The following is a 22811-nucleotide window of genomic DNA, read 5'->3' as shown; positions in this document are numbered from 1 at the left end:
TGCCCAGATCGGGGCTCGACCGCGCTGAGCGCCCGGGCCTCACCCGCCGCGCTGGTGTGCGCTCACCCGCCGGAGAAGATCTTTGAAGGTCGCGTACGCCTCCGCGCCCACCGCGGAGGCGGCACGCTCCTCGATGCCGGCGACGATGGCGTCGGAGCGTTCCATCTGGTCGAGGCCGCGGGCGGTCGGGACGATCAGTTTGGCGCGCCGGTCCGTGGGATCGGGACGGCGCTCCACGTAACCCAGTTGCTCCAGCTCGTCGACGAGCTTGCCGACGACCTGTTTGTGCTGGCCGGAGTGCCGGGCCAGGTCGGTGGCGCGGCTGCCCTCGGCGTCCAGGTGGGCGAGCACCGCGCCGTGCTGCGGGCGGAGTCCGGCGTGTCCCTGCTGGGCCAGGGTGGCGAAGAGTTCGCTCTGCACCCCGAAGAGCAGCCGGCTGGCGAGCACACCCAGGTCCGGCTCCTGCTGTTTGCGTTCACTGCGCCGCATTCGCGAGATGGTAACATTCATTTATAATCACCTCCATTGACTATCATATTCGGTGACTATAGGTTCCCTGGCCATGGACTACGTGAACGGCACCACCGAAGACGCGTACGCCGAGGTCCGCGACGTGTTCGCCGAGGTCGTCACCGAGGACTGGGCCGCCCAGCTGGCCGTCTACGTGGAGGGCCGGCTCGTCGTCGACCTCTGGACCACCGCGTCGGCCGGCCCGGACACCCTGACCGGCGTCTTCTCCGCCACCAAGGGCGCCGCGCACCTGGTGATCGCACGTCTCGTCCAGGACCGGGTGCTCGACCTGGACCGCAGGGTCACCACGTGGTGGCCGGAGTTCGCCGGCGACGGCAAGGACGACCTGACCCTGCGCGACCTGCTCGCCCACCGCAGCGGCCTGATCGGCGTCGACGGCGGCTTCCACACCGTCGAGCTCGCCGACGACCGGATCCTCGCCGACCGACTGGTACGCCAGAAGCCGTTCTGGAAGCCCGGCCACGCCTACGGGTACCACGCCTTCGTGATCGGCGCCCTGCTCGGCGCCGTCGCCGAACGCGCCACCGGCCACACCGTCCAGGAACTGTTCCACTCCCTGATCCGGACTCCCTACGCCGTCGACGTCTTCCTCGGCGACCCGTCCTTCACCACCGACACGCCGGCCCCGCCCACCGGAGGCGACACGGCCGCCGCCAGCACTACCCCGTCTGCCGACGCCACGCCGGTCGCCGCTCGTACTACGCCGACTGCCGGTGGCACGCCCGCCGCTCGCTATCTACCGGTGCTGCCGGCTTCCCAGAAACCGGACATCGCGCCGCTCAGCCTCACCGGGATCGCGTTCAACCTGAACGCCGATCCGCCCACCGACCTCGTCGAATGGATCGACATCCCGGCGGTACGGGCTCTCGGCCAGTCCTCGGCCGGGGGTGTGGCGAGCGCCCGCGGCCTGGCCCGGATGTACGCCGCCGCCCTCTGGGGCGCCGACGGCGCCGATCCCCTGCTCGACCGGGCCACCATCGACCAGTTCGCCGCCGTCTCCTCCGCCGGCTCCGACCGGGTCACCGGCGAGGACAGCCACTTCGGTCTCGGCTTCGAGGCCCAGCACCCCCGCTATCCCGGCCTGAGCGGGTCCGCCTTCGGCCACAGCGGCGCCGCGGGCACCCATGCGCTCGCCGACCCGTCTCACGGCATCACCTATGCCTACACCCGCCGCCGCTTCGGCTTCCCCGGTGGCGCCGCCGGTGAGAACGCCGACCTCATCAACGCCGTCCTCCGCACGCTCACGCGCTGATCGGCACCGTCGCGCGCTGATCGGCATCTCCACGGCCGCGCATCAGCGGTCAGCCGTGCGCCACGCACGCGACCGCCGCGCACGTGGCGCACGGCTCGCGACCCACAGACCAGAAGACCCGAGGGGTAGCGGCGACCACCGCATTCGGCCCGGCGGCCGCGTTTCGGCAGTAGCCCCGCGGACCTCGCGCGGGGGCCACGGGACGGCCGCTGTGTGTTCGTGGCCGGTCCCGAGCGTACGAATCGCCGGTTCTGCGAAGTGGGATCACCGTGACCGGACCGCAGGCCCGGCATGCGGCTACTCCGGGGGGTCGTGGTGGATCTGGGCGGGTTCGATGCCCAGGCGGAGCAGGGAGGCGCTGGTGTTGGCGAGCATCAGCGGCGGGCCGGCCAGGTAGACCTCGTGGCGGGACCACTCGCCGTAGGCGGCGACGGCGTCGGTGACCAGGCCGGACAGGTACGGCCCGGAGTCGCCCTCGGCGATCACCGGGACCACGGTGGCGCGCGGGATCCGGGCGGTGAGGTCGGTGAGGTCCTCGATGTCGTAGAGCTCGTCCAGGTCGCGGACGCCCCAGAAGAGCACGGCGGGGCGGGTGTCCTCGGTGGCGGCGAGTTCGGCGAGCATCGCCTTCATCGGGGCCACCCCGGTGTCGCCGGCGATCATGAGGACGCCGCGGCCGGGAGTCTCGGGCAGGCCCATGTCGCCTTCGGCGCCGGTCAGCCGCAGGCGGTGGCCGCGACGGACGCGGTGGACGAGGGCGCCGCTGACGCCGTTCTCGCTCTTGGCGCGGACGTGCAGCTCGATCAGGGAGTCGCGGTGCGGGGCGCCGGCCAGGGAGTACGGCCGCCAGACGCCGGGCATGCCGGGGATCTCGAAGCGGGCGAACTGTCCGGGCCGGAACGGCATCGGCAGGAACGGGCGGACCCGGATGACCGCGAGGTCGGAACGGCGTCGTTCGTGCGCGACGACCTCGGCGTCCCAGACGGTCGGCTGGTAGGCGGCGAGCGTCCCGCCGTGCACGATCCACTCGTAGGTGTGCTGCCAGGTCCAGCGCCAGGCGTGGTCGAAGTCCTGCCGCCAGTTGCCCGGGGACATGCCGGCCCGCAGGGACTCGGCCAGGGCGGCGCCGACGAGTTGCAGCTGTTTCCACTGGACGCCGCACACGGCGAGGACGGCGCCGAGCCGGCCGCAGCCGGAGACCAGGGCCGGCGGGTTCTCCATGTGGTGGACCAGCCAGGTGAGCGCGGCGGCCAGGTGGGCCCGCTGCGCTTCCGGGTCGCCGGGCAGCGCGGTGAGCAGCTCGGGCTGGGCCTGGCGCAGGGCCTGCCAGAGGCGCTGGGCGACCTCGTCGACGCCGCCGGCGAAGGTGATGCTGGTGCTGAGCAGGCGCTGGGTGGCGAGCAGCGCGGCGTCGTCCGCCGGGTCCATGCCGTCGCTGCCGAGGCCACCGCGCCGGGCGGAGCCGCCGCCGCGCAGGAAGGCGCCGGGCGGGGGTGGCGCGGCCGGGGGCGGGAGGTCGGTGCCGGGCGCGGCGGGTGGGCGGATGGCGGCGACCGGCGGGACGTTCGGCACCGGGGTGGTCGGGCCGGACGGGGTGATGCCGCCGACCGGTGGCACCGAACCGCGGGCGGCGGCGCGTGGCTGCAGGCCGGCGCGGCCCAGGGTGGCCCCCGGGTCACCGCGCCAGAGTGAGGGCTCCTGCGCCGCGGAGCGCGCGTTCTCGGCGGCGACCCGGTCGTGGTCGGAGGGGCGGCGGCCGGAGAAATAGGGTGGTGGGTTCACCGGCTCGACGGCGGGCGGCGCCTGCGGGGGCGTCTCCTCGGCCTTGTCCTTCCCGGCTGCCGGCTCGGAGAGGGCGGCGGCGGTGTCGGCCGCGCCCGCGGCGGCGGCATCGGGTGCGTTCTGGCGCAATCGGATGGCACGCAGCAGGCTGAGCAGATGCGGGTCAGATCCCGGTCCCGAACCAGACGACACGGACACCCCCGGCGGTCTCGACAGCATCGACCCTACCCGCGGCGGCTCGGCGGGACGACGGAAATCGGGACCCGGCAGAATGCCGGTGTGCCAGCTCTGACCATCACCGACCCGGACGATCCGCGGATCGGTGACTACCGCGCCCTCACCGACGTCGAACTGCGGACCCGGTGGGAACCGCCGAACGGACTGTTCATCGCCGAGGGGGAGCTGGTCATCCAGCGGGCGCTGCGGGCCGGGTACCGGATGCGGTCGGCGCTGGTCGACGAGAAGCGGGTCGATCAGCTGGCCGGGCTGCCGGCCGGCGCGCCCCTGTACTCGGCGCCGCCCGCGATCCTGGAGACGATCACCGGGTTCCACGTGCACCGGGGCATCCTCGCCTCGTTCCACCGCCGGGACCTGCCCGACATCGCGGACGTCCTGGCGAAGGCGCGGACGCTGGCCGTCCTGGAGGGGCTCAACACCCACACCAATCTCGGCGCGCTGTTCCGGAGCGCGGCGGCTCTCGGCATCGACGCCGTGATCCTGTCGCCGAACTGCGCGGATCCGCTCTACCGCCGGGCCGTCCGGGTCAGCATGGGTGAGGTGTTCGCCATCCCGTACGCGAAGTCGGAGGACTGGCCCGGCACGCTCCAGGCGATCCGGGAGGCCGGTTTCGCCCTGCTCGCCCTCACGCCGGGCGAGGGCGCGGTCGCCCTGCAGAGCCTCGGCGAGGAGCAGCGGAAGAGGCCCGCCCTGCTGCTCGGCGCGGAGGGCCCGGGACTGACCCGGACCGCGCTGGAGGCCGCCGACGCCCGCGTGGTGATCCCGATGTACAACAACGTCGACTCGCTGAACGTGGCGACGGCGGCGGCGATCGCGTTCTACGAGCTGACCCGCTGAATCAGTGCAGCGGGACCAGGCGGCCGCCGGTCCAGGCCAGGCCCATGCCCGCGGCGAGCAGCAGCAACGCGCCGACGGTGGGCACCGGCTGGGACATCGAGGTGCCGGCGCCCATCGCCACCGCGGCGAGCATCAGCAGCACCCCGTCGGCCGGGTTGACCAGCTTCGACCGGAAGACCGCCCAGCCGAGCAGCAGCAGCCCGGAGGAGGCGATCGCCGCGGCGGTGGTGAGCAGGTCGGGGACGTGCCCGGCGGCCATCGGGGCGCTCGCCACCACCGCGTCCTCGGACAGGGCCGCCAGCGGCACCAGCAGGGTGACACCGGCCAGCGTGACGAGCAGCCCGGCCAGGGCGCACACCCGGGTCCGGGATCCGGCGAGCAGCCCGGCCAGGGCGATCAGGGCGATGGTGGCCAGCCATCCGGCGAGCAGGCCGACGGCGAGCGGGCCGGGCGGGCCCTGCACGCCGAGGGTCAGCCAGCCGTAGAGCACCGCCGCCATCGGCAGCGCCCACAGCGCCAGGCGCGCGTATCTGCGGACCGACCAGATCCAGATCGCGTCGCGAACCGGCAGGAGATGTCCGTCCGTCTCGACGGGGGTCGGGGTCGGGGCGCCGACCCATGCGGGTGCGACCCGCAAGGGCCGGCCACTCGCCGTCTGACGAGGGCTGATGCTCATGGCTCCGCCTCACTAGCAGGGGCAACAAGCCGAGCGGCCGGGGGCACCGGTCGGGAATCCTGCTGGGAAGCATGCCAAAAATTCACACGGCGATGCGGCCGATCTCACAAAATCAGCGTTTCTCCACATGCGCCGACCCATCGTAGTCAGCCCCGCCGAGCGCCGCCGCCGGAGGAATCGCATGCGGAGCGGGAAGACCCTGCTGGCCGCCGGACACGTCCGCCTCGGCCTGCCGCACCTCGGCGTCCACCTTCTTCGCCTCGGCAGCCGCCGCCTCGGCCGCGGCCAGGGCCTCACGCTCGGCCGCCTCCGAGTCGACGCTCTGCAGGGGCTCGTCGCCGACCATGTTTCCCAGGCCGCCGAGCGCACCGCCGAGGCCTTCCAGGGCCTTGGTCAGCTCGGTCGGCAGGATCCACACCTTGTTGGCAGTGCCGTTGGCGATCTGCGGCAGGGACTGCAGGTATTGGTAGGCGAGCACCTTCTGTGACGGATTGGCCTGGTGGATGGCGTCGAAAACGGTGCGGATCGCCTTGGCCTGGCCCTCGGCCTGAAGGATCCGGGCCTGCCGGTCTCCGTCGGCGCGCAGCACTTGCGACTGTTTCTCACCCTCGGCGGTGAGGATCGCGGCCTGCTTGTGGCCCTCCGCGTTCAGGATGGTGGCGCGGCGCTCCCGCTCGGCGCGCATCTGCTTCTCCATGGAGTCACGGATGCTGGGCGGCGGCTCGATCGCCTTGAGCTCCACCCGGGTGACCTTGATGCCCCAGCGGCCGGTGGTCTCGTCGAGCACGCTGGACAGGTGCTTGTTGATCTGGTCGCGGCTGGTCAGCGCCCGCTCCAGGTCCAGCGAGCCGATCACGTTGCGCAGGGTGGTGACGGTGAGCTGCTCGATCGCCTGCAGGAAGTGCGAGATCTCGTAGGTGGCCCGCACCGGGTCGACCACCTTGAAGTAGAGCACCGTGTCGATCGAGACCACCAGGTTGTCCGAGGTGATCACCGGCTGCGGCGGGAAGGAGACCACCTGCTCGCGCATGTCGACCTTGGTCCGCACCGCGTCGACGAACGGCACCAGCAGGTTGAGACCGGGCGAGAGGGTGCGCTTGTACTTGCCGAGCCGCTCGATCACGTCCATCCGCTGTTGCGGGACGATCCGGACCGATTTCACGAGCGTCGTCACCGCGAAGAGCAGGATCACTAGCCCGAGCAGGGGAATCAGGAATTCCATGACGCCACTCCCTAGATGTGGGGCGAATCGTCGTGCCACACCAGGAGAGTCGTGCCGCGCAACTTGACGACGCGGACGTGCTCACCCGGTGCGAAGGTCTCGTTACCGTCGAACGACCGGGCCTGCCACAGCTCCCCGTCGATCTTTATCATGCCCTGGTCGCTGTCCACCGCGTCCACGACCGTGCCGCGAGAACCCTCGATCGCCTCGACACCGAACGGCGTCTCCCCGGTCTCGAGCGCGGACCGGGCGTGCCGCATGATGATCGGCCGGACCGCCGCCACCGAGATGCCGGAGACGATGGCGAAGACGATCACCTGCACCAGCGGGCCGGCGCCGAGCGCGGCCGCTCCCGCCGCGGCCAGGGCCCCCGCGGCGAAGAAGATGACGAGAATCGTCGCGGTAAAAGCCTCGCCGATGGCCAGCGCGATGGCGAGGACGATCCAGAGAACGGCTTCCACCCCTCGATCGTGGCACGCCCGAGCACGTACGGGCAGTAGCCGGAGCCGCTCGAAACAGTTAGACCCATGAGTTCGTACGAGGAGAGGGACCATCGTGTCGTTGCTTCCGGAGACCGTTCGCCGGATCGATGAGATCGCCGCCCGGGCGCAGGCGGGCGGCCGGGTGCCGTCGCTCGCTCTCGCCGTCGTCCGCGATCGGGCGGTGCTGCACTTCGCGGCCGCCGGGGAGCAGCCGCGCCCGGACCCGAAGACGCAGTACCGGCTCGGCTCGATCACCAAGACCATCACCGCGACGCTCGTCATGCAGCTGCGCGACGAGGGGTTCTTCGCCCTCGACGACCTGCTCTACCGGCACCTGCCGGGCACCCCGATCGGCGGCGTGACGCTGCGGCAACTGCTCGGGCACGTCTCCGGCCTGCAGCGCGAGCCGGACGGCCCGTGGTGGGAACGCAACCCCGGCGGTGACGTGGACAAGCTGCTGGCCGAGCTGACCTACGAGAAGCTGGCCGGGCCGCCGTACCGGCGCTACCGCTACTCCAACCTCGCGTACGGCCTGCTCGGCGCGGTCGTGGAGAAGGTCACCGGGATGGGCTGGTCGGAACTCGTCGGCAAACGCGTCCTCGACCCGCTCGGCATGAAACGGACCACCTTCTCGCCGGTGGAGCCGTACGCCAGGGGTTATGTCGTGCACGCCCTCACCGGCGCCCTGCACGAGGAGCCACGGCCGGGCACCGGCGCGATGGCGCCCGCCGGTCAGCTCTGGTCGACCGTCACCGACATGGCCAAGTGGGCCGGGTTCCTGGCCGATCCGGCGCCCGCGGTGCTGTCCCGGGAGACCGTCGACGAGATGTGCGCGCCCGTGGTCATCAGCGACCTGGAGTCGTGGACCGCGGGCCACGGGCTCGGGCCGCAACTGTTCCGGGTCGGCGAGCGCGTCTACGTCGGACACGGCGGCTCCATGCCAGGATATGTCGCTCATATCGTGGTTCATCGGCGCAGCCGGTTCGGGGTGATCGTCTTCGCCAACGCCTACGGCCTCGACGGCACCACCGTTCAGCAGGTCAGCCTGTCCACGCTGACCGCCACCCTGGACAGCGAACCCGACCCGATCACCCCCTGGCGGCCGCCCACCGCTCCCGAGGGCGAGGCCGCCGAGATCTGCGGCCGCTGGTGGTGGATGGGCCGCGAGCACTCGATCACCCCGGAGGGCGACACCCTGGTCATGAGCGGCCCCGGCGCCCCGACCCGCTTCGCCCGCGAGGCCCCGGACCGCTGGCGCGGCCTCTCCGGCCCCAACGAGGGCGAGGTCCTGCGCATCCTCCGCTCCCCCGACGGCGCCCCCACCCACCTCGACATCGCCACCTTCGTCTTCAGCCGCGACCCGATGCACCTCGCCTGAATCACGATCAAACCCATGCTCCGGTACGGGCCACCCACGGTCCCGTGACTCGCGGCGGCCACGGCAGGCTGCCTCACCCCGGGACACAGCAGCCACAACCAGCCGGACAAGACCACCACCCCCGGCTGGCTCCCACCGCTACCTGAACCTCACGACACGGCAGCCACAACCAGCCGCACGAAACCACCACCCCCGGCTGGCTCTCACCGCTGCCTCAACCCCCGGACACAGCAGCCACACCAGTCGGGTCGGGCCGAATCAGCGGCCCTGGCTGGTTGTCAGGGCTGTCTCGACGGCGGGGAGACAGCGGCCAGCACCAGCCGTGGGTGGGGGCGGGACGGGGTGCGGGCGGCGGTGAGGCCGAGGGCCAGGCCGGCGGCGACGGTGGCGATGCCGAACCAGACGGCGGGGGCCGGGGCGGGGCCGCCGAGGGCGACGCCCGCGGCCGCGGCGGCGATCGGGGCGACGCCGGTCAGCAGGCCGGCGCGGCCGGAGCCGATCCGGGCCACGCAGGTGTACCAGAGGACGAACGCGACGGCGGTGACCAGGACGGCCAGGTACACACCGGCGAGCACGTCGTCGGCGTGCAACCGGGTCACCGCGGCGGGCCCCTCGGCGGCCAGGCCGATCACGGCGAACATCGCGGCGCCCAGCCAGGTGGCGTGCACGGACACCCCGAGCGGCCCGTGCCGGCCCAGCACCGGCACGGCGAGCAGGGTGAACGCCGCCTCGCAGGCGAACGTGACGAAGGCCCAGAGCAGCCCGGCGGCGTCGGTCCGGCCGAGGCCCTGCACCAGCGCGGCGCCGAGGGTCACCACGACCGCGGCGGCCAGCACCCGGGCGGCGGGGCGGCGGCCCTCCAGCAGCGGGCCGGCCGCGGCCAGCACGATCGGGACGCAGGCGACGGCGACGCCGATGACCGCGGGCTCGGCGTGCCGGGAGCCCTGGACCAGCGCCACGTTGAAGATCACCAGGCCGGTCAGGGTGACACCGGTCAGCCAGAGCCAGTCCCGGCCTCGGGGCGGGCGCACCGGCGACCGGGTCGCGCGGGCCCAGGCCAGCAGCAACAGGCAGGCCACGGTGTAGCGGAGGGCCTGCACGGTGAACATCGGGGCGTCGGTCAGGTGCCCGGAGACGGCGACGCTGCCACCGACGAAGACCATGCCGGCGGCGCCGGCGAGGGCGGGGAGAGCTTTCATGCCTTCGATGCTGCACCGCGGTATGGTCCGGTTCGAGGACCAATCGGGAGGCGACCAACCGGACCAATCCGAGGTTGCGGTGGGCGGGAGGCGACCAACCGGGCCGATCCGGGGTTGCGGTGGGCGGGGCGGATCGGGTGGATCAGGGGCGGCCCCGGCCGGACGGGTTCGGGTTGCGGTGGCGGGGAGGAGCGGCGTGGGTCGGGGGGCGGGCATCGGCGGGTCGGACTTCCTGCAGCTGCGGGCGGCGGACGCCCCGGCGAAAGGGCTCACCGCGTGGCTGACCGAGGGGCTGCGGTCGGCGATCACGGCCCAGCGGCTGGCGCCCGGGGACCGGCTGCCGGCGACCCGGCTGCTCGCGGCGGAGCTGGGCGTGTCCCGGGGTGTGGTGGTGCAGGCGTACCAGCGGCTCGTCGACGAGGGGCTGGCCGCGGCACGGACCGGCGCGGGCACGGTGGTCACCGGGCGCGGGACGCCGAACGCGGGACGGCCGGCCGTGGACCGGCGGCGGACCCTGGACGAGCTACGGCTGCCGATCTCCACTCCGGACGGCGTCGACCTGGACCTGTCACCGGGCATCCCGGATCTGTCGGCGTTCCCGCGGGCGGCGTGGTTGCGGGCCGAACGCGCGGTGCTGGACCGGATCACCGCCGCCGACCTGCGGTACGGCGACCCGGGTGGGACGCCACGGCTGCGGTCGGAGCTGGTGGGCTGGCTGGCCCGTACCCGCGGGGTCCGGTGCGAGGCGGACGACGTCGTGGTCACCGCGGGCGTCGCGCAAGGGCTCGCCCTGCTCGCGCACGTGTTGCGAGCCCGGGGCATCGACGCGGCGGCGGTGGAGGAGCCCGGGTCGCGCGGCACCGTGGACCAGATGACGTACTGGGGGATGCGGCCGGTCGAGATCCCGGTCGACGAGCACGGCATGCGGGTCGGCGAACTGGCCGCGACCGGGGTGCGCGCGGCGGTCCTCACCCCCGCGCACCAGTTCCCGACGGGGGTGGTGCTCTCCCCCGGCCGGCGCCGTGAGCTGCTCACCTGGGCGGACCGGGACCGGTTGGTGGTCGAGGACGACTACGACGCCGAGCACCGGTACGACCGGGCGCCGGTGGCCGCCCTGCAGGGGTCGGCGCCGGACCGGGTGGCGTACCTCGGCAGCATCTCCAAGTCTCTCGCGCCCGGCATGCGGATCGGCTGGCTGATCGCGCCCCGGCCGATGCAGGCCGAACTGCTCGCCGCCAAACACGCCAGCGACCTCGGCAACCCGGTGATCCCGCAACTCGTGCTGGCGGAGCTGCTGGCGTCCGGGGACTACGAGCGGCATCTGCGCGCCGTGCGTACCCGGCAGCGGTCGCGCCGTGACGCCCTGCTCACCGGATTGCGCGCGCATCTGCCGCGGGCACGCGTCGCCGGCGTCGCGGCCGGGCTGCATCTGCTGGTGACGCTGCCCGGCACGGACGACGACGTGCTGCTGGCCGAGCGGGTCGCGGCGGAGGGCGTACTGGTGCACCCGCTGTCCTGGCATCGGCGCCGCACCGGCCCGCCGGGCCTGGTGATCGGCTACGCCGCGCACTCACCGGACCGTCTCGCCGAGGCCGCCGCCCGGATCGGCCGCGCCCTCACCCCCGGCGGCGGGTGAGTCGCGGCCGGACTCGGCACACCGGCAGTCTCAGTCGTCCAGGACGGTCACGAAGTCGATGAGCCGCTCCATCGAGTTGATCAGCGGGGTCTCGACGTCCTTGTAGGAGCTGACCGAGGCGAGGATGCGCCGCCACATGTCGGCCGGCTGGCGTACGCCGACGGCCTCGCAGACGCCCTCCTTCCACGGGCGGCCGGGCGGGATGACCGGCCAGGCCCGCAAGCCCACCCGTTCCGGCTTGACCGCCTGCCAGACGTCCACGTAGGGATGGCCGGTGACCAGCACGTTCGGGTCCTTGACCGCGGCGACGATCCGGCTCTCCTTGGAACCGGCGACGAGATGGTCCACCAGCACACCGAGCCGCCTCGTCCGGGACGGCCCGAACTCGCGAACCGCGCCCGCGAGATCGTCGATGCCGTCCAGGGGCTCCACCACGATGCCCTCGATCCGCAGGTCGTCGCCCCAGATCCGCTCGACCAGGGCGGCGTCGTGGATGCCCTCCACCCAGATCCGGCTGGCCTTCGCGACACGGGCCTTCACGTCGTCGACGGCGATCGACCCGGAGGCGGTGACCCGGCGCTGCCGTCCCGGTTGCTGCTTCGGCGCCGGCCTGATCAGCGTGACCACCTGACCGTCCAGCAGGAACGCGGCCGGGGTCAGCGGGAAGTTGCGGCGCTTGCCGAACCGGTCCTCCAGGACGACCGCGCCGAGCTCGAAGCCGACCACCGCGCCACAGAACCCGGAGTCGGCGTCCTCGACGACCAGATCGGTCTCGGCCTCCACCTCCGGTATCACCTTGCGGCGGCGCCAGTCGCCCGCCATCACATCCTCCCCATACATGAATCGCACGGTAACCCGCGATCACGGACACACCGATGGTGACGCTCCGAGCCGAGACAACTGTCTGCACCGGCACGTACCCTTGCTCGCATGCATTCCGCAGCCGATGCGGCCGTCCGCGCCGCGCGCCGGTCCACCCGGTTCGTGGCCTGGGTGCGCGCCTGGCGCGCCGGGCTCGTCCCGTTCGACGATCTGGCCGACGAGATCGCCGCGGGCGAGGAGCACCTCGTCGCCGACGCCCCGGGCACCTGGACCGACGTCCCGCTCAGCCAGGGCCTGCCGATCTTCGCGAAACTGCGTCCCGACGAGATCCGGCTGGTCCTCCCCGTTCCCGGCGACCCACGTGGCCTGCCCGGCCCCAGCGATCTGACCGGCGCCGCGCTGCTGGCCGGCGAGGCGGTGATGACGCCGGCGTTCGGTGTGGTGCCGGAGGTCCGGCGGCACACCTCCGGCTCCGGAGTGGAGTTCGAGACGGTGCTGTGGCGGGTGCTGCCCGCGCCGGAGCACCGCCCGGTCTTCCAGATGGGCGCCGCCGAGGCCGAGGCCGAGCTCACCGCCGCGCTCGGCGAGGCCACCGCCCGGCTCACCCGGCTGGACGTGGCGCAGTGGAAACCGGAGCTGGCCGGGGCGTTGCAGGCGCTGCGCCGCCCGGAGAGCACCGAGACCCTGCCCCCCGGCTTCGACCCGCGGTCACGCCGGCTGTTCGCCCGCGCCAGCATCCTCGACCAGGTGCTCGCCCTCGCCGGGTCGAACGCGCCGGGCGGCGCCGTCAACGGTTACGAGGCGCAGCAGCGGGACGAGGCTCTGCGCCCGCTCACCGCCGCCTGCCGGCAGGCCCTCGTCGCGGCCTGCAACTCCCCGTTGCAGCCGTGACCGCCCCCGACCGTTACGCGCACTGCAGCTTCTGCGGCGCCCGGTTCACTCTCGGCCAGCCGTGGCCCCGCAAGTGCGGGGCGTGCGGCCAGATCAGCTACCTCAACCCCAGTCCGGTCGCCGTCGCGGTCCAGCCGGTCGGCTCCGGCCTGCTCGCGGTCCGCCGCGGCGTCGCCCCGGCTCACGGGCGGCTGGCGCTGCCCGGCGGTTTCATCGACATGGGTGAGACGTGGCAGGCGGCCACGGTGCGCGAGCTGTTCGAGGAGACCGGGGTCGAGGCCGATCCGGCCGCGATCCGCCTCTACGACACGATCAGCGCGCCGGACGGCACGATCCTGGTGTTCGGCCTGCTGCCGGCTCTGCCCAGCCCGGCCCACCTGCCGCCCGCCCCGGCCACCGACGAGACGTTGAGCCGTGAGGTCCTTTACGGCCCGACCGAGCTGGGCTTCAGCATCCACACCGCCGTCGCCACCCGCTGGTTCACCTCCAAGGCGTGACCGGGTTCAGCCTGCCATGGCCTCGATCAACTGGCGGACGTCGTTGACCGCGGAGATCACCGGAGCCGACATCGCGACCCGGCCGGCGATCCGCTTGATCGTGTCGCGGAGGTTTTGCGGGTCCGGGTCGGGTTCCTGAGCGCTCCGTTCCAGGTTCTTCAAGTCACGCTCGACCCAGTCCGACTCCGGGATCTCTGCACGGTGCTGCGCGAACTGCCGGCGCAACTCGGCGAGCGCCGCCGCGAACCGATCGTCGCCTGCCGTGGTCGTGTGGATGGCGACGTCGCGCTGCTCGGCACGGGCCCCGTGCCCGACCGCGTTCGGCCCGAAACTGCTTCCACCGATCGACAGATGGTCAGTCATCCAAACCTCCGATTCTGGTGTTCGTGGCTCTCGCGGAAGCGCCGTCCCCCGCGGCCACCGGCCCGTAGTTGTCCCCGAAGATGTGTACGCCGTTGTACTGATAGAGATTGACGCTGCGCGAGAAGGCGGAATTGTCGACGCCGTGATCTGAGAGAAATTCCCCGATGGCCTCGGTCACGCGCCGGTTGATGATCCGCCGACATTTCTCCGAGTCCAGGCGCTGCAGATTATTCGCGAAACCGGTACGTGACGCCAATTGCCGCGCATCCACCACGGCCCCGAAGTCGTACACCGACTTCGTCCGGGACTCCTGATCCGCCCGGCGGATGGCACCCGACATCGAGGTGAACCTGACACTGGAGCGAATGAGATCCAGCGGGGCGGCCACCGTCGCCCCCATGAACCGGCACGCCGCCTCGCGGAACGCGGTACGCAACGAGTTGGCGCGGATGTCGTACCCGTCGATGTCGAGGAACCGCTGCTCCAGTGGGCCGAGGACGAACGCGACCACCTCGACGTACAGCATCGCCCCCGCGGCAGCCACATGGATGTAGGTGGATGCAATCGCGCTCTGGCGCTCGGCCGGCATGATGGCGTGCCCGTCGTCGCCCACCCCCGCCTCGTCCATTACACCGACCGTGGCCCGCAGGAAGTGGCGGGCGCCGGCCTGAGGATGCTGGATGATCATGCGCACCGCCTCCGGCTCGGCGTGCGAGAACGGTAGCCGCAATCGATCATCGACCAGCGGATGGCCACGCCACCGGGTGCCCGAGGAGATGATCTGGTCGCTCAGCAGCAGGCCGGTGATCCGCTCGGATTCCGGCAACGCCGGCGAGCGCAGCTCCGCGAGCCGGCACTTCAGGTATCGCACCAGATCGACCGGGTCGATCACGACGTGCCCCCGCGAGCCGGCGGCCCCGTAGTGCCCGCTGGAGGGAATCGCCTCCGGGTACTCGGTGGCTTTCAGCTCGGTCGCCACGGACCAGGAGTCGACCTGCTCCCCGGCGCCCACGAACGGCTCGACATCGCCGTGCAGGACGATGTTCCCCGCCTGCGCCTGGGCCACGACTCCGAGGCGCTGCTCGATCTCCCATCGGACCGCTTCCGGAGCGGGCGGGATCCGGCCGTGGGCCAGATCCACGACGATCGTGGTGATGATGCGGTATCGCGCCCAGGTCACCGCCACATAGGCGGTCACCAAGATCGCCGTCGCCTGGACGGGAAACAGGTTCGCGTCGAGCATCGGGTCCTCACGGGGAGCAACCGTCCCGAAAGCCGCCACGAAGGAAGGGGCCAGGCATGAGAAACCGGTCATGACGACCAGTGCGACCGTCACCGTCCGCCCGATCGACCCCTTCGCCGCCCGGCGGCTTCCCCGCAGCATCCGCGAGCCCACCAGACATATCAGGAAGACCAGTAGGCCCGGGGCAGGAAAGGCGCACAGGCCGACCGTCAGAATCACGGAGACCACCGCGCTCTGCGCCAGCCGGAGACGCTGGGCCCGCAGGCAGTGCCGGACCACGAGGGCCGTGTCGTAGCCCAGCGCCGGCGAGACCGCGCGGTGGCTGTCGGCGACCAGGTGCTCGACGACCCGGTCGGCGTATTCCTCGGACACGTAGGCGGCCGCGCAGAGATAGCGGGTCGTCGACGAGGCCGGCCCCGGCCGGCGCCCGTCGAACGGCGGGCCATGCCTGAACCCCGGGTTCGCCGCATCGGGAACGGCCGACGGAGAGCCGGCGGCCCGGCCGTCGGTCTCATTGGCCATGCATTCTCCGAATCCGGGATCGCGGTAAAAGAGGAGCATTATCGATGCGGCGATCTTTACGTTACCCGCAAGCGCACCGGCCCAGAATCACCCGAGAGCCTGATCGCATCACCTCATCGGCGTACGGCGAGAGAATCCGGAAATCGTCGGCCTGAGACGCACGGGAATGGCCCTTCCACGTCTACGTCTCCGGCGCTTCGCTGCTTGTCCGGAACCGCCGGAACAAGATCTCGCGCATGGACGTGCTCCCGCGTTACTGAACTTCACGAACGCAGGCAACGGCGGGCAGGCATTCGTGCCGTTGCTGAACGTTCAGGCGGCGGAAGCCGGCTCGAAGGGCCGGGCGTAGGGCACCTGCACCCGAGACCATCCGCTACGTACTCGGCGACAGCGGCGTCCATCGGACCGTGCGCGACGCCGGGGCCGTGTCGATCCGTGCCCGGCTCAGTCGATCGAATCCGCCATGACGAGTTCGTCGAGGAGGAGCCGGATGGCGGGGGCGCAGCGGCCGCGGTCGGCGGAGGTGAACCAGGCCAGTTCGGCGATCTCGGCGGCTGCGGCGGGGTCGCCGGTGGCCGGGCCGGTGAAGCAGACCAGCTGGACGCGGGTGCCCGGTGGGCGGTTGTGGGCCGGGGCGTCGATCGTGACGAACGCCTCGAGAGCGGCCGGGTCGACGTGCAGGCCCACCTCCTCGCGGACCTCGCGGGCGGCGGCCTCGGCGTGTGTCTCGCCGGGTTCCGGTTTGCCGCCGGGCAGGTAGAACGCGTCCGAGCCGGCCGCCCGGACGGTCAGCACCCGGCGGTTCCGGACGCAGACCCAGGCGGCCGCGACGACCAGTGCGGGCGCTGTCATGCCAGCCGGAACGGGTCGCCGGACTCGAACCGCCCCAGGTCGGCCAGGGTGGGCCGGACCGAGCCGGAGAGGTCCTCCGGCAGGGCGTCGAGCGGAAAGAACGCGGCGTCGAGGGTCTCGTCGGTGACCCGGACCAGGTCGCCGGACCAGGAGTCGACCCGGACGGCCAGGGAGACGTGCTGGTACGTGGCCCCGAACGCGTTGGTGTGCAGGTGCTCCCCGGAGTACAGGGCGAACGGGGTGACCGTGTGGGCGGTCAGGCCGGTCTCCTCGTACACCTCCCGGATCGCGCAGTCCCGCAGCGTCTGGCGCAGCTCCATGGTGCCGGCCGGCAGCGCCCACCGGCCGTTGTCGTTGCGCTGGATCAGCAGGACGCGGCCGCCGTCGTCACGGAGCACGGCCCGCGCCCCGATCGTCATCAGGACCGGTTCCGGCCCGGTGAGCGCCCGCAACCGCCCGAGGTACGACTCCTCCCACGGCACGGCCGGGCTCAGATCTCGTCGATCAGGTCGGCGACGGAGTTGATGATGCGGGACGGGCGGTACGGGTACGTCTCGCTCTCCATCCGGCTGCTGATGCCGGTCAGCACCAGGATGGTCTCCAGCCCCGCCTCCAGACCGCACAGCACGTCGGTGTCCATCCGGTCGCCGATCATCGCGGTGGTCTCGCTGTGCGCGCCGATCGCGTTGAGCGCGGACCGCATCATCATCGGGTTGGGCTTGCCGACGAAGTACGGCTTCACCCCGGTCGCCTTGGAGATCATCGCCGCGACCGAGCCGGCGGCCGGGAGCAGGCCCTCGTTGGACGGCCCGGTGGCGTCCGGGTTGGTGCAGATGAACCGGGATCCGGCGCTGATCAGCCGGATCGCCTTGGTGATCGCCTCGAAGCTGTAGGTGCGGGTCTCGCCGAGCACCACGTAGTCCGGCTCGAACTCGGTGAGGATGTAGCCGGCCGCGTGCATGGCGGTGGTCAGGCCGGCTTCGCCGATCACGTACGCGGTGCCGCCGGGCCGCTGGTCCGCCAGGAACTGCGCGGTCGCGAGGGCGGCGGTCCAGATCGAGCCCTCGTCCACGTCGAAGCCCATCCGGTAGAGGCGGGCCTGCAGGTCACGCGGCGTGTAGATGGAGTTGTTCGTCAGGATGAGGAACGGCTTGCCGCTCTCCTTCATCCGGTTGACGAACTCCGGGGCGCCCGGCACCGGCTCTCCCTCGTGGACGAGGACGCCGTCCATGTCGGTGAGCCAGCTCTCGATCGCCTTGCGCTCCTTCATCAGGGTGCCTTTCGTCGCGCGGGTGGGGGACAGCAGTCCGCGGGGCAGACGTCCCAGGTCGGCAGCGTACCGAGCGCCGCCCGATTCTGATCATCGGTCCGCTCCTGCACCAACTCGCGGATCATCGCGACGAAGGAAGGGTGAACACCGGGTGTCGACGCCCGGGCGTATCCCAGGCCGAGGCCGGCCGCGGTGTCCTTGGCCTCGTTGTCGAGGTCCCAGAGGACTTCGAGGTGGTCGGAGACGAAACCGATGGGGCTGACCACCACGTCGGTCACACCCTTCTCGGCGAGCAGCGCGAGGTGATCGTTGATGTCCGGTTCCAGCCAGGGCACCTGCGGCGGGCCGGAACGGCTCTGCCACACCAGGTCGTAACCGAGGTCGGCGGCGGCCGCGGCGTGCACGAGCCGGGCGGTCTCCTCCAGCTGGGCGTTGTAGCGCCCGCCGGTGGGCCCGGCGGTCTTCGCCATGGTGACCGGGATGGAGTGGGCGGTGAAGACCAGACGGGTGGTCTCCCGGCGGGCCGGGTCGAGGGTCGTCAGAGCCGCCTGCACCGCTTCCACGTGCGGGTTCACGAATCCCGGGTGGTCGTGGAACTGCCGCAGCTTGGCGATCCTCGGCGCCCGGGGGCCGACGTGCGCCCGGGCCGCGGCGATGTCCTCCCAGTACTGCTTGCAGGAGGAGTAGCCGCCGTACGCGCTGGTCGCGAAGCCCAGCGCGTGCTCGATCCCGTCGTCGCGCATCCGCGCGACGGTGTCGGCGAGCATCGGCTGCCAGTTCCGGTTGCCCCAGTAGGTGGGCAGGCCGATCCCGTGCGCCGAGAACTCGGCGCCGATGGCCGCGAGCAGGTCGCGGCACTGCTGATTGATCGGGGAGACCCCGCCGAAGTGCATGTAGTGCTCGGCCACCTCGGCGAGGCGCTCGTCCGGGACACCGCGCCCGCGCACCACGTTGCGCAGGAACGGCATCACGTCATCGGGCTTCTCTGGCCCGCCGAAGGAGAGCAGGACGAACGCGTCGTAAACCACCCGCCCATCCTGCCACCGCGTCAGGCGGCTCGCGCGTGGTAGCCCCCGTCGACGTGCACCATCTCACCGGTGGTGGCGGGGAACCAGTCGGACAGCAGGGCGCAGACCGCGCGGGCGGTCGGCTCCGGGTCGTTGAGGTCCCAGCCGAGCGGCGCGTGCTGGGAGTAGGCGTCCTCGAAGTTGCTGAAGCCCGGGATCGACTTGGCGGCCATGGTACGCAGCGGGCCGGCCGCGACCATGTTGCTGCGGATCCCGTGCTTGCCCAGGTACATGGCGAGGTAGCGGGACGCCGATTCGAGGCCGGCCTTGGCGACGCCCATCCAGTCGTACAGCGGGTAGGCCTTGGTCGCGTCGAAGGTCAGGCCGACGATCGAGCCGCCGGCGTCCATCAGCGGCAGGCAGGCCACGGCGAGAGACTTGTACGAGAACGTCGACACGTGCAGCGCCTGCGAGACGTCCTCCCACGGCGTCTCCAGGAAGGTGCCGCCGAGGGCGCTCTGCGGGGCGAACCCGATCGAGTGGACCACGCCGTCGAGTCCGTCGACGTGCTCCCGCACCTTGGCGGGCAGGCCGTCCAGGTGCTCCTGATTGGTGACGTCCAGTTCGATGACGGGCGCCGGCTGGGGCAGCCGCTTGGCGATGCGCTCCACCAGCGAGAGACGGCCGAAGCCGGTCAGCACCACCGTGGCGCCGGCTTCCTGAGCGAGCTTCGCCACCGAGAAGGCGATCGAGGCGTCGGTGATCACACCGGTGACGAGCAGCCGTTTACCGGCCAGCAGTCCAGACACGAAAATACTCTCCTGACAAGATTCTCGGGACTTCAGTGGCCCATGCCGAGACCACCATCGACCGGCAGCACGGCGCCCGAGATGTACGCCGCACTGTCGCTGGCCAAGAACGTCACGGCTGCCGCTACCTCGTCTGCACTGGCGAGACGACCGGCCGGGACGGCCTTGATGATCTCGGCCTTGCGCGAGTCGGGCAAGACCGCGGTCATCTCCGTCTCGATGAACCCGGGCGCCACCACGTTCGCGGTGATGTTGCGGCCGCCCAGCTCACGCGTGATGCTACGGGCCATGCCGACCAGGCCGGCCTTGCTCGCCGCGTAGTTCACCTGGCCGGGTCCGCCGTACAGGCCGACGACGGAGGAGATGAAGACGATCCGGCCCCAGCGGGCGCGCAGCATCTTGGTGCTGGCCCGCTTGGCGCAGCGGAACGCGCCGGTCAGGTTGGTGTCGATCACCCGCTCGAACTGCTCGTCGCTCATCCGCATGAGCAGGGTGTCGTCGGTGATGCCGGCGTTGGCGACGAGCACCTCCACCGGGCCCAGCTCGTTCTCCACGTAGGTGAACGCGGCGTCGACGCCGGCCGAGTCGGTGATGTCGCACTGCACCCCGAGCAGGCCCTCCGGCGCCCCGGAGCCACGATGCGTGACCGCCACCCGGTCGCCCTGCTTGGCGAACGCTCGCGCGATGGCCAGGCCGATGCCGCGGTTTCCTCCGGTCACCAGAACGGTGCGAGCCACAACACACTCCAATCGACATGTCACCACGAGTTCACAGTGGGTCACCAGAACCCTTCTGAAATGCGAGACTATCGGCCCGGCGTACCACCGCCGAGGGACGGTCCCGTTGACTTACACCCCGTTCAGGGACACGTCGATTTTCTTAAGTGGCGCTTAAGGAGTACGCTGCCACGGTCCAGGCCCGACGACGTATGGAGGTGATCGCTGTGCGAGATAGCGATCCTCCTAGTCGTGGCCGGGACGCTCGTCAGCGCCTCTGACCGCTGACCAGACCCCCACCCGCACGCCGCCGGTCCTCTTCGGGCCGGCCCCCGTGGCGTGCGGTGGTTCCGGCCGCGAAGTGACCCTGCCTCAGCTCAGTCACCAGCGGAAGACGGTTTCCATCGTGAAGAAGCTTGTCGCACCACTCGGTTTCACCCTGCTCTCGGCCTGGGTCGTCGTGCTCTTCGTGCTGGCACACAACACGCCCTGACGCATCGACGATCGCCCCCGGCTCCCGCGTGGGCACCCGCTTCACCGGCACCCACGCCCGAGCCGACAACAAGATCAGCTCGGTCGACCTCGTGTCCGCCCAGGCCCCGTGCGGTGGGCCCGCTCGCCCGGTCAGGGCAGGCGGGACGTCCACAGCAGACTCGTCGCGGCGCCGATCAGGCCCAGGAACAGGCCCGCCACCGCATACAGCTGGGTGACCTCGCGGGACTCGACACGATGGCCGATCGAGCTGCCCATGTCCTTGTAGACGTTCTTCAGCTCACCCACCGTGGCCGCCTCGTAGAAGTAGCCGTCGGTCTGCTCGGCCAGCTGCTGCAACGACAGCCGATCGACAGGCACCAGTTTCATGTCGCCGCGGATGTCGACGACACCGGTGTCGGTGCCGAACGCGATCGTGGAGATCGGCACGTTCGCCTGCGCCGCCGCGACCGCCGCGTCCTCGATGGAGCGCCCGGACGTGCGGTAGCCGTCGGAGAGCAGCACCACCCGGGCCGGCGGGGCGCCGTCCGCGCCGTCCGCGGGCACCGACCGGATCGCGTCCAGCGACGTGAAGACCGCCTCGCCCGTCGCGGTCGCCTCGGCCAGCGTCAGCGCGTCGATCGCGGCGACCACCGCGGCCCGGTCCTTCGACGGCGGGACCAGCACGTTCGCCGCCTGCGCGAAGGACACCAGGCCCAGGTTGTAACTGGGCGGCAGCTCGTTGACGAACTGCTTGGCCGCCTCCTGCGCCGCCTCGATCCGGCTCGGCTCCACGTCCTCGGCCTGCATGGACAGCGACACGTCGATGGCGAGCATCACGGTCGCCCGCTCCAGCGGCTCCTCCTTGTCGATCGACGGGCGGGCCGTCGCCGCCGCCAGCGCGCCCAGCATCAGCAGGAACGCGGCCGCCGACACGTGCCGGCGCCAGCCCAGACCCTTCGGTGCGAGGGTGCGCAGCAGCTCGACGTTGGTGAACCTCATCGCGTACTGCCGCTTGCGGAACTGCCGCCAGACGTACAGCCCGGCCAGGGCCAGGACGGGCAGCAGCGTCAGCAGCCACCACGGTTCCAGGAAACGGATCATCGTGTGGTCCCTCGGGTACGGGCGTGGCGCTGAGCGGCCACGAAGCGGACCATGTCGAGCAGCCAGTCGGTGTCGGTGCGCAGGCGCAGGTGCGAGGCCCCGGCGGCACGCAGCGCGCGGGCGATGGCGGCGCGCTGCTCCCCCGCCGCCTCGGCGTACCGCCGGCGCAGGCCGTCGTCGGAGGTCTGCACCTCGTGCAGCATCCCGGACTCCGGGTCGGCCAGGGTCAGCACGCCGACGTCCGGCAGCTCCAGCTCACGCGGGTCGACCACCTCGATCGCGAGCACGTCGTGCCGGACCGCGAGCTTCTTCACCGGCCGGGCCCAGCCCTCCACCGGCGACAGGAAGTCGGAGATCACCACAGCCACGCCGCGCCGCCGCGGTGGCCGGTTCAGCATGTCGATCAGGGCGCCCAGGTCGGTGCGGCCGGGCCGGATCCGGGTCCCGGCGATCGCCCGCAGCAGCGCCTGCGCCTCCTTGCGGCCGGGCCGGGCGGGCAGCCGCAACACCGGGGCGGCAGGCGGTGGCTCGGCTTTCGCCTCCGCCTTGCGGCGCCACCAGCCGCGGGTTCCCTCCTTCTGCGGTACGCCGGAGCCGGTGCCCACCACGGCCCCGATCCGGTTGCCGCCCCGGACGGTCAGATGGGCCATCGCCGTGGCGGCCGCGACCACCAGGTCCCGTTTGAGCCATTTGGCGGTACCGAAGTCGAGGCTGGCCGACAGGTCCACCGCGAGCCAGGTCTCCAGCTCCCGGTCGGCGACCGTGCGGCGCACGTGCGGCAGCGTGGTCCGGGCCGTCACCGGCCAGTCCATCCGGCGCACGTCGTCGCCCGGCCGGTACTCCCGGGACTCGCCGGCCTCGCTGCCCGGCCCCGGCAGCAGCCCCGCATAGTCCCCCTGGAGCAGGCCGTCCAGTTTCCGGGTGACGAGCAGCTGCAGCTTGGCGAGGACGGCCTCGGCCCGCGCAGCCTCGTCCGGCGCCAGCGGCATCGAGAGGGGCGGCCCGGTCATGA

Annotated in this window: 24 protein-coding genes; 7 read left to right on the top strand and 17 right to left on the bottom strand. The window is 71.8% G+C overall.

Going from position 1 to position 22811, the window contains the following annotated elements:
- Positions 1-39: 39 nt before the first annotated feature.
- Positions 40-489 (bottom strand): MarR family winged helix-turn-helix transcriptional regulator, encoded by a 450-nt coding sequence (locus Aut01nite_RS35690; RefSeq protein WP_043521582.1) that lies wholly within the window; start codon positions 487-489, stop codon positions 40-42.
- A 52-nt stretch (positions 490-541) separates the two neighbouring features.
- On the opposite strand from Aut01nite_RS35690, the gene Aut01nite_RS35685 reads away from it, so the two are divergent.
- The gene (locus tag Aut01nite_RS35685) at positions 542-1783 is read left to right on the top strand and encodes a serine hydrolase domain-containing protein (RefSeq protein WP_201775409.1); all 1242 of its coding nucleotides are present in this window, start codon (positions 542-544) and stop codon (positions 1781-1783) included.
- A gap of 297 nt (positions 1784-2080) precedes the next feature.
- Here Aut01nite_RS35685 and Aut01nite_RS35680 read toward each other — a convergent pair whose 3' ends face one another.
- Positions 2081-3694, bottom strand: a complete 1614-nt coding sequence (locus Aut01nite_RS35680) for a flavohemoprotein (protein WP_239124632.1) — start codon at positions 3692-3694, stop codon at positions 2081-2083.
- A 150-nt stretch (positions 3695-3844) separates the two neighbouring features.
- On the opposite strand from Aut01nite_RS35680, the gene Aut01nite_RS35675 reads away from it, so the two are divergent.
- Complete coding sequence (locus Aut01nite_RS35675; RefSeq protein WP_043521581.1) at positions 3845-4639, top strand: TrmH family RNA methyltransferase; 795 nt, start codon at positions 3845-3847, stop codon at positions 4637-4639.
- Position 4640: 1 nt separating this feature from the next.
- Here Aut01nite_RS35675 and Aut01nite_RS35670 read toward each other — a convergent pair whose 3' ends face one another.
- The 3 genes from Aut01nite_RS35670 to Aut01nite_RS35660 form a co-directional block, all read right to left on the bottom strand.
- The gene (locus Aut01nite_RS35670) at positions 4641-5315 is read right to left on the bottom strand and encodes a hypothetical protein (protein ID WP_043521580.1); all 675 of its coding nucleotides are present in this window, start codon (positions 5313-5315) and stop codon (positions 4641-4643) included.
- Positions 5316-5427: 112 nt separating this feature from the next.
- Positions 5428-6537, bottom strand: coding sequence for an SPFH domain-containing protein (locus Aut01nite_RS35665; protein ID WP_043521578.1), 1110 nt, complete (start codon positions 6535-6537; stop codon positions 5428-5430).
- A gap of 11 nt (positions 6538-6548) precedes the next feature.
- Complete coding sequence (locus Aut01nite_RS35660; protein ID WP_043521577.1) at positions 6549-6998, bottom strand: NfeD family protein; 450 nt, start codon at positions 6996-6998, stop codon at positions 6549-6551.
- Positions 6999-7092: 94 nt separating this feature from the next.
- Here Aut01nite_RS35660 and Aut01nite_RS35655 point away from each other — a divergent pair, with 94 nt between their 5' ends.
- Positions 7093-8397: a serine hydrolase domain-containing protein gene (locus tag Aut01nite_RS35655; protein WP_043521576.1), complete on the top strand. Its 1305-nt coding sequence runs from the start codon at positions 7093-7095 to the stop codon at positions 8395-8397.
- Positions 8398-8675: 278 nt separating this feature from the next.
- Here the strand turns inward: Aut01nite_RS35655 and Aut01nite_RS35650 are convergent, their stop codons facing one another.
- Positions 8676-9596: a DMT family transporter gene (locus Aut01nite_RS35650; protein WP_043521575.1), complete on the bottom strand. Its 921-nt coding sequence runs from the start codon at positions 9594-9596 to the stop codon at positions 8676-8678.
- A 196-nt stretch (positions 9597-9792) separates the two neighbouring features.
- Here Aut01nite_RS35650 and pdxR point away from each other — a divergent pair, with 196 nt between their 5' ends.
- Positions 9793-11232, top strand: coding sequence for a MocR-like pyridoxine biosynthesis transcription factor PdxR (gene pdxR / locus Aut01nite_RS35645; protein WP_236642463.1), 1440 nt, complete (start codon positions 9793-9795; stop codon positions 11230-11232).
- Positions 11233-11262: 30 nt separating this feature from the next.
- Here pdxR and Aut01nite_RS35640 read toward each other — a convergent pair whose 3' ends face one another.
- Positions 11263-12072 (bottom strand): DUF3097 domain-containing protein, encoded by an 810-nt coding sequence (locus Aut01nite_RS35640; RefSeq protein WP_043521574.1) that lies wholly within the window; start codon positions 12070-12072, stop codon positions 11263-11265.
- A gap of 90 nt (positions 12073-12162) precedes the next feature.
- On the opposite strand from Aut01nite_RS35640, the gene Aut01nite_RS35635 reads away from it, so the two are divergent.
- Positions 12163-12945: an Rv1486c family protein gene (locus tag Aut01nite_RS35635; protein WP_043521573.1), complete on the top strand. Its 783-nt coding sequence runs from the start codon at positions 12163-12165 to the stop codon at positions 12943-12945.
- Positions 12942-13442: an NUDIX domain-containing protein gene (locus Aut01nite_RS35630; protein ID WP_043521572.1), complete on the top strand. Its 501-nt coding sequence runs from the start codon at positions 12942-12944 to the stop codon at positions 13440-13442. Before Aut01nite_RS35635 ends, Aut01nite_RS35630 begins: the two co-directional genes overlap by 4 nt.
- Before the next feature lie 6 nt (positions 13443-13448).
- Here the strand turns inward: Aut01nite_RS35630 and Aut01nite_RS35625 are convergent, their stop codons facing one another.
- The 8 genes from Aut01nite_RS35625 to fabG form a co-directional block, all read right to left on the bottom strand.
- Positions 13449-13805 carry a DUF5955 family protein gene (locus Aut01nite_RS35625; protein ID WP_043521571.1) on the bottom strand — a complete coding sequence of 119 codons (357 nt, stop codon included), beginning with the start codon at positions 13803-13805 and terminating at the stop codon, positions 13449-13451.
- Positions 13798-15570, bottom strand: coding sequence for an AbeC-like domain-containing protein (locus Aut01nite_RS35620; protein ID WP_043521570.1), 1773 nt, complete (start codon positions 15568-15570; stop codon positions 13798-13800). Before Aut01nite_RS35620 ends, Aut01nite_RS35625 begins: the two co-directional genes overlap by 8 nt.
- A 444-nt stretch (positions 15571-16014) precedes the next feature.
- Positions 16015-16422: an NUDIX hydrolase gene (locus Aut01nite_RS35615; protein ID WP_043521569.1), complete on the bottom strand. Its 408-nt coding sequence runs from the start codon at positions 16420-16422 to the stop codon at positions 16015-16017.
- A complete protein-coding gene (locus Aut01nite_RS35610; RefSeq protein WP_083998444.1) occupies positions 16419-16841 on the bottom strand; it encodes an NUDIX domain-containing protein in 423 nt (140 codons plus the stop codon). Before Aut01nite_RS35610 ends, Aut01nite_RS35615 begins: the two co-directional genes overlap by 4 nt.
- 71 nt (positions 16842-16912) lie before the next feature.
- Positions 16913-17749: an HAD-IIA family hydrolase gene (locus Aut01nite_RS35605; protein WP_373871562.1), complete on the bottom strand. Its 837-nt coding sequence runs from the start codon at positions 17747-17749 to the stop codon at positions 16913-16915.
- Positions 17692-18720 (bottom strand): ferrochelatase, encoded by a 1029-nt coding sequence (locus tag Aut01nite_RS35600; RefSeq protein WP_043521567.1) that lies wholly within the window; start codon positions 18718-18720, stop codon positions 17692-17694. The genes Aut01nite_RS35605 and Aut01nite_RS35600 overlap by 58 nt, the downstream gene beginning before the upstream one ends.
- Before the next feature lie 20 nt (positions 18721-18740).
- Positions 18741-19508, bottom strand: a complete 768-nt coding sequence (fabI, locus tag Aut01nite_RS35595) for an enoyl-ACP reductase FabI (protein WP_043521566.1) — start codon at positions 19506-19508, stop codon at positions 18741-18743.
- Between the two features lie 32 nt (positions 19509-19540).
- Positions 19541-20245 carry a beta-ketoacyl-ACP reductase gene (gene fabG, locus Aut01nite_RS35590; protein ID WP_043521565.1) on the bottom strand — a complete coding sequence of 235 codons (705 nt, stop codon included), beginning with the start codon at positions 20243-20245 and terminating at the stop codon, positions 19541-19543.
- A gap of 340 nt (positions 20246-20585) precedes the next feature.
- Here fabG and Aut01nite_RS44515 point away from each other — a divergent pair, with 340 nt between their 5' ends.
- Positions 20586-20717 (top strand): hypothetical protein, encoded by a 132-nt coding sequence (locus Aut01nite_RS44515; RefSeq protein ID WP_268871672.1) that lies wholly within the window; start codon positions 20586-20588, stop codon positions 20715-20717.
- A 131-nt stretch (positions 20718-20848) separates the two neighbouring features.
- On the opposite strand, the gene Aut01nite_RS35585 is transcribed toward Aut01nite_RS44515, so the two are convergent.
- A complete protein-coding gene (locus tag Aut01nite_RS35585) occupies positions 20849-21799 on the bottom strand; it encodes a VWA domain-containing protein (protein ID WP_043521564.1) in 951 nt (316 codons plus the stop codon).
- Positions 21796-22809: a DUF58 domain-containing protein gene (locus Aut01nite_RS35580; RefSeq protein ID WP_043521563.1), complete on the bottom strand. Its 1014-nt coding sequence runs from the start codon at positions 22807-22809 to the stop codon at positions 21796-21798. Before Aut01nite_RS35580 ends, Aut01nite_RS35585 begins: the two co-directional genes overlap by 4 nt.
- Positions 22810-22811 lie beyond the last annotated feature (2 nt).

It is taken from the genome of Actinoplanes utahensis (assembly GCF_016862455.1).
In the GTDB taxonomy this organism is placed as follows: domain Bacteria; phylum Actinomycetota; class Actinomycetes; order Mycobacteriales; family Micromonosporaceae; genus Actinoplanes; species Actinoplanes utahensis.
The sequence above is the reverse complement of the archived record's forward strand: the minus strand, read 5'-3'. Positions and strand labels throughout refer to the sequence as shown.

Bases quoted from the DNA above. Each gene is read 5' to 3' on its own strand.
- Aut01nite_RS35690 (WP_043521582.1), bottom strand. From the start codon at position 489: ATGCGGCGCAGTGAACGCAAACAGCAGGAGCCGGACCTGGGTGTGCTC.
- Aut01nite_RS35670 (WP_043521580.1), bottom strand. From the start codon at position 5,315: ATGAGCATCAGCCCTCGTCAGACGGCGAGTGGCCGGCCCTTGCGGGTC.
- Aut01nite_RS35665 (WP_043521578.1), bottom strand. From the start codon at position 6,537: ATGGAATTCCTGATTCCCCTGCTCGGGCTAGTGATCCTGCTCTTCGCG.
- Aut01nite_RS35650 (WP_043521575.1), bottom strand. From the start codon at position 9,596: ATGAAAGCTCTCCCCGCCCTCGCCGGCGCCGCCGGCATGGTCTTCGTC.
- Aut01nite_RS35640 (WP_043521574.1), bottom strand. From the start codon at position 12,072: ATGTATGGGGAGGATGTGATGGCGGGCGACTGGCGCCGCCGCAAGGTG.
- Aut01nite_RS35635 (WP_043521573.1), top strand. From the start codon at position 12,163: ATGCATTCCGCAGCCGATGCGGCCGTCCGCGCCGCGCGCCGGTCCACC.
- Aut01nite_RS35625 (WP_043521571.1), bottom strand. From the start codon at position 13,805: ATGACTGACCATCTGTCGATCGGTGGAAGCAGTTTCGGGCCGAACGCG.
- Aut01nite_RS35620 (WP_043521570.1), bottom strand. From the start codon at position 15,570: ATGGCCAATGAGACCGACGGCCGGGCCGCCGGCTCTCCGTCGGCCGTT.
- Aut01nite_RS35615 (WP_043521569.1), bottom strand. From the start codon at position 16,422: ATGACAGCGCCCGCACTGGTCGTCGCGGCCGCCTGGGTCTGCGTCCGG.
- Aut01nite_RS35610 (WP_083998444.1), bottom strand. From the start codon at position 16,841: ATGACGATCGGGGCGCGGGCCGTGCTCCGTGACGACGGCGGCCGCGTC.
- Aut01nite_RS35585 (WP_043521564.1), bottom strand. From the start codon at position 21,799: ATGATCCGTTTCCTGGAACCGTGGTGGCTGCTGACGCTGCTGCCCGTC.
- Aut01nite_RS35580 (WP_043521563.1), bottom strand. From the start codon at position 22,809: ATGACCGGGCCGCCCCTCTCGATGCCGCTGGCGCCGGACGAGGCTGCG.